6 protein-coding genes are annotated in these 4,899 nt (G+C 37.5%); 4 read left to right on the forward strand and 2 right to left on the reverse strand.

The window, feature by feature from the left end; all coding sequences use genetic code 11:
• Window positions 1-5 precede the first annotated feature (5 nt).
• Window positions 6-158, forward strand: a complete 153-nt coding sequence (locus F6K06_RS32995) for a DUF411 domain-containing protein (protein WP_287242057.1) — start codon at window positions 6-8, stop codon at window positions 156-158.
• Between the two features lie 267 nt (window positions 159-425).
• Here F6K06_RS32995 and F6K06_RS33000 read toward each other — a convergent pair whose 3' ends face one another.
• Both F6K06_RS33000 and F6K06_RS33005 read right to left on the reverse strand, forming a co-directional pair.
• Window positions 426-707 (reverse strand): PepSY domain-containing protein, encoded by a 282-nt coding sequence (locus tag F6K06_RS33000; protein ID WP_124146596.1) that lies wholly within the window; start codon window positions 705-707, stop codon window positions 426-428.
• 427 nt (window positions 708-1,134) lie between these two features.
• Window positions 1,135-1,482: a hypothetical protein gene (locus F6K06_RS33005; protein ID WP_124146595.1), complete on the reverse strand. Its 348-nt coding sequence runs from the start codon at window positions 1,480-1,482 to the stop codon at window positions 1,135-1,137.
• 423 nt (window positions 1,483-1,905) lie between these two features.
• On the opposite strand from F6K06_RS33005, the gene F6K06_RS33010 reads away from it, so the two are divergent.
• The 3 genes from F6K06_RS33010 to F6K06_RS33020 all read left to right on the forward strand — a co-directional run.
• On the forward strand, window positions 1,906-2,277 hold the full coding sequence (locus F6K06_RS33010) for a hypothetical protein (protein WP_124146594.1): 372 nt from the start codon (window positions 1,906-1,908) through the stop codon (window positions 2,275-2,277).
• A 93-nt stretch (window positions 2,278-2,370) separates the two neighbouring features.
• Window positions 2,371-4,257, forward strand: coding sequence for a copper resistance system multicopper oxidase (locus F6K06_RS33015; protein ID WP_124146593.1), 1,887 nt, complete (start codon window positions 2,371-2,373; stop codon window positions 4,255-4,257).
• 122 nt (window positions 4,258-4,379) lie between these two features.
• The coding region (locus F6K06_RS33020; protein WP_287323355.1) for a copper resistance protein B at window positions 4,380-4,899 on the forward strand (520 nt) is incomplete at its 3' end.

Genomic DNA, 4,899 nt, shown 5'->3' on the forward strand with positions numbered 1-4,899 from the left:
ATTTAATAGCAAATAAACCAAATATTGCTGGAATTAGTGTTCCCGGAATGCCTATTGGCACCCCTGGTATGGAAATGGGCGATCGCCAAGAATCTTTTAATGTCTTTGCCTTTAAAAAAGATGGTCAGACTCAAGTTTTTAATTCCTATAAATTCTAGAAATTTTAATAGATATAGCAGGGAACAGGCAATAGTGGGAAAAGCATTTCTTTGTCTTACGGTTGATCATTAACATAAGTCAAACACCAACTCGTTCCTTGCTATAAATTTACAGCTAGTCAATTTTTAGGGAGGTTTCATGGAATCTCCCTACATTCTTTTTTACATTTACATTTATTGCTGGATAGGGTTTTTCAATTTGCTTATCAATAAGCTTTTAATGCTGGAAAAAAAGTCTATTTATCAAAACCCGCTCTATTCTTAAAATTATTTTTTGTACTGTCGGCGAGTCTGAAACCACATCATAATTCCAGTCACTACCAACATTAACATTCCAAAGGCATTTAAAAATGGATAAATCATCTCTAAATTAATTCTCCCAAACTTACCTCTATGCCATTCTAATAGCCAAATAAAATTCTCGGCAGTACCAGTAATAACTGATATTTGAAATAGAGAACCTGTAATTAAACTAAGTAGTACAGGAAAAAACATTATTGGGGCAAACCAATAGTGAAGTTGGCGTAGTCTAGCTCTATTAATTCTCATAGTTTAAATTTGATTGATGTTTGAGTTTGTTTGAGCCATAGGGGAGTGGGCGTTGCTGAATACTAGGATGATTTCGGCGCTACACGGGGACACGGGGACACGGGGATTATGGTTTCTGCTAGGAGTGACAAAATCATCCCGCAATTATACCAATTCCTAAAAGTAACGCTATACTTGGGTAAGACTTCAGTTATTAATGAATCAAAACAAGTAAAATCATATTTTGGCTAATAAGAGCAAAGTTAATGTTAATTATTCTTACTTTTTACTTCTCCCATACTCCCCTGCTAAACAAAATGTAGAAAAGTTTTTGAGAAATAGTATTATGCAATGCCGGAGATTGAATAAAACATAAAAAAAAGGAAATTAATTAATATTTTAGTTAAAGCATAATCAGTCACTGTATTAAATTTCCATAAACTATCAATTATTTTATTTGACTAAATATGTACCGCTTCATTGAAAATAGTAAAAAAGGTGTAGTTAATAAAAGTAAAAAAACAATTTCTCCAGGGTGCGGGATAAAATTATTAGTTTGAGCCAACTCAACAGAATTAACAACTTTTTCCTCTACAACAGTTTTTGGTTTAATTTCTATCTGCTTTTCTTCTACTTGGTTTTCCATTTCTGGGGAAGATATCTTTTGTATTTGAGTTTCAGGTTTTTCATTCACAGAATTATCTTCTACTTCATTTTTTACCTCTGGTTTTGAATCATTAGTTTGATTCGGCACATGAAAACTTGGAGCATGAGCAAGTAAAGATGTGTTTTGCATTACATTTAATACTCCTATGAGAAATTATACAATATTTTTTAGGAAACCAATACTTAAGTATACAGAGCATTTATGAAATCAGGATGAAATGTAAGTCTTAAATTTATAAATGTCTTTCCGTACTTGTGATGATTGTAAAATCTTATATTTTTTCAAGTGGTTTAGGTACAGAATTGATGGTGAAAATCAAGCATTAAATTGTGATTCGTATCGTAACCTACCATTAACAAATTTTCACTTGTGAGATGATTTATACCAATCTATTTTGTCTAGTTAGATGACTTTTAACTTATTGCAGTCGAGCCTATTTCATCCTTATTCATCTCAAAAAAATTCAGTTTAAATTTCATCCCTATTTCATATTCTTAAGTCAAACTAACATTTAGTAAAAACAATGTTAGTTTGGTTTGGAAAAATATTAATATGTCCTATCAATTCAAAAATAAACTAGACAACCTTCATCCTGTTAAAACGATCGCCACTATAGCCATAGTAGGAATAACAATTTCAGTATTAAACATCATGCCCTCAGTAGCTAAAACCAAGCAAAAATTACCGATGAAATTGGCACAAGACCATTCTCAAATGCACCAACACAACGGGCAAGATTTAGACAAAATGCACAAAATGCTGACTCAGATGCGAGAAAATATCGGACACATGGATTCTAACCATATCCAAAATATGACATCCGAGCAAAAACAAAACATGAAAAATCACTACGAAGACATGATTAAAGAAATGCAAGAAATAGTTTCTCAGATGCAGCAGGCAGTAAAAGCCATGGAAAAATAAAACTTGAGATGAAAACAAAACACTCCAATCACCTTTCCTTGTTTCGGAAGGGGAATTAAGCAGCCTCTTTTGCAGTACTAAATAACTAAAACTATGAAAACTAACCCACTTAATAGACGAAATTTTTTACGCTTCAGTGCCGGAATAGGTATAGTCACAGCCATAGACAATATTTTACCCGCTTATGACAGACAAACTATTGCTGCAAGTGAGCCTGTAAACGGAAATAAATATCCCGATCTAATTAAGCTCCAAATTCAGGAAACTAAACTCAAAATAGGAGAGCGAAACGCTACCGCCATGACAGTTAACGGTGCAATTCCTGGGCCGTTAATTCGTTTGCGCGAGGGACAAACAGCAACTATTCAAGTCACAAACAACCTAAAAACAGATACCTCAATTCACTGGCACGGAATCATTCTCCCACCAGAAATGGATGGCGTTCCCGGTGTTAGTTTTGCGGGCATTAAACCAGGAGAAACTTTCACCTATAGTTTTCCTGTAAACCAGAGTGGTACCTATTGGTATCACAGTCATAGTGGCTTGCAAGAACAACTCGGTCATTTTGGAGCCATGATTATCGATCCGGCCGAACCCGAACCTATTGCATACGACCGGGAATATGCCATATTGCTCTCCGACTGGACTTTTGAAAACCCCCATCAGGTACTTGCCAACCTAAAACGGAAAAGCACTTACTATAACTATCAAAGACGAACAGTGGGAAATTTAGTTGACGATCTGGATTGGCGCAGAATGCGAATGGACCCCACTGATATTGCTGATATTACAGGTGTAACCTATACATATCTAATAAATGGCATGGCACCAGAGTCTAACTGGAGTGGCATATTTAAGCCTGGCGAAAAAGTACGACTCCGTTTTATCAATGCTTCAGCAATGACTTTTTTTGATGTGAGAATTCCCGGATTGAAAATGACGGTTGTACAAGCAGACGGTCAAAATGTGCAACCTGTAACTGTGGATGAATTTCGGATTGCTATTGCTGAGACTTATGATGTAATTGTTGAACCTGAAGAGGAGACTGCTTATACTATTTTTGCCGAAACCATGGATAGAAGTGGTTATGCTCGTGGAACTCTTGCACCACGTTTAGGAATGACTGCTCCTCTGCCAGAACGGAGAAAACGCCCTCTACGAACTATGGCGGATATGGGTCACGATCATGGCATGGATCATTCTGCACATTCTCAACATTCTCCAAATATGAATCAGATGGATCATTCTCAGCATAATAGTGGGATGGATCATTCTCAGCATAATAGTGGAATGAATCATTCTCAGCATAACAGTGGGATGGATCATTCTCAGCATAATAGTGGAATGAATCATTCTCAACATAACAGTGGGATGAATCATTCTCAGCATAATAGTGGGATGAATCATTTAACCGCAACAGAAACGATACCCCACCAAGAAGCCGTAATGCACGGCCCAGACCATCATGGTTCAGGTAGTGCGGGGGTAGCTATGATGTCAAAAAGTAGGCTCCACGAACCAGGTATTGGATTGGAAAATACAGGTACTCGCGTTCTGTTATACACCGACTTACGCAGTCTGAAACCTCGTGAAGACCAAAGAAAAGCCGAACGAGAAATAGAACTACATCTCACCGGAAATATGGAACGGTATATGTGGTCTTTTGATGGGAAGAAATATTCAGAAGCAAAGGAACCAATTCAATTTTACAACGGCGAACGACTACGACTTACTTTTGTCAACGATACCATGATGGAACATCCTATTCATTTACACGGAATGTGGATGGAATTAGATAATGGGGCAGGTGCTTATAAACCACGCAAACACACTGTTTTGGTTAAACCTGCCGAGAGAATGTCTGTAGATGTGACTGTCGATGCACCTGGTAATTGGGCGTTTCATTGCCATCTGCTCTATCACATGAAAGTGGGGATGTTTCGTGTTGTGTCTGTAACTGATAAGGTGGAAAAAGCATGATAATGAAATTTTTGCATAAATTCAGAATAGGGAAAAAAATCCCTCCCAACCCCTCTTTGAAAGAGATCGGGAAAAAAATTCCCCCCAACCCCCCTTTGAAAGGGGGGAGACAGAGAAAAGAATTGAATTTTTACTGTGCCGTGGCGGGTTTAATCAGTTTTGTCAGCTATTTCAGTTATGCACCAGTAGTTATGGCAGAAGAAAAACAGATAGGCGATCGCTTGACTAATCTTACTCCTACTTGGGAAATTGCTAATGAGTACAACCAGGAAAATTTGCCTTCACCAATCAAAGATAATCAAATATTTTGGTTGTTATTAATTGAAGAGTTAGAATATCGCGTTAATGATGCTGACAGTAGTTTTAATTGGGATGCTCATGGTTGGGTTGGTGGCGACTACAGAAGGTTGTGGTTAAAAACTGATGGTGAAGTTAATACAGAAGATGGGGAAGGAGATGCCGAAGTACAACTACTCTACAGTCAGTTAGTCTGGTCTTTTTGGGAGTGGCAAGCTGGTGTGCGTTACGACAGAACATTTGGTTCTGAGTCTGACGGCCGTGCTTTTGCAGTATTTGGTTTGCAAGGATTAGCTCCCTATTTCTTGGAAGTAGATGCTGCTCTTTTTGTCAGCGAAGATGGAG

It is taken from the genome of Okeania sp. SIO1H4, assembly GCF_010672695.1.
GTDB classification, from domain to species: Bacteria; Cyanobacteriota; Cyanobacteriia; order Cyanobacteriales; family Microcoleaceae; genus Okeania; species Okeania hirsuta.

Bases quoted from the DNA above. Each gene is read 5' to 3' on its own strand.
- F6K06_RS33000 (WP_124146596.1), bottom strand. From the start codon at position 707: ATGAGAATTAATAGAGCTAGACTACGCCAACTTCACTATTGGTTTGCC.
- F6K06_RS33005 (WP_124146595.1), bottom strand. From the start codon at position 1,482: ATGCAAAACACATCTTTACTTGCTCATGCTCCAAGTTTTCATGTGCCG.
- F6K06_RS33010 (WP_124146594.1), top strand. From the start codon at position 1,906: ATGTCCTATCAATTCAAAAATAAACTAGACAACCTTCATCCTGTTAAA.
- F6K06_RS33015 (WP_124146593.1), top strand. From the start codon at position 2,371: ATGAAAACTAACCCACTTAATAGACGAAATTTTTTACGCTTCAGTGCC.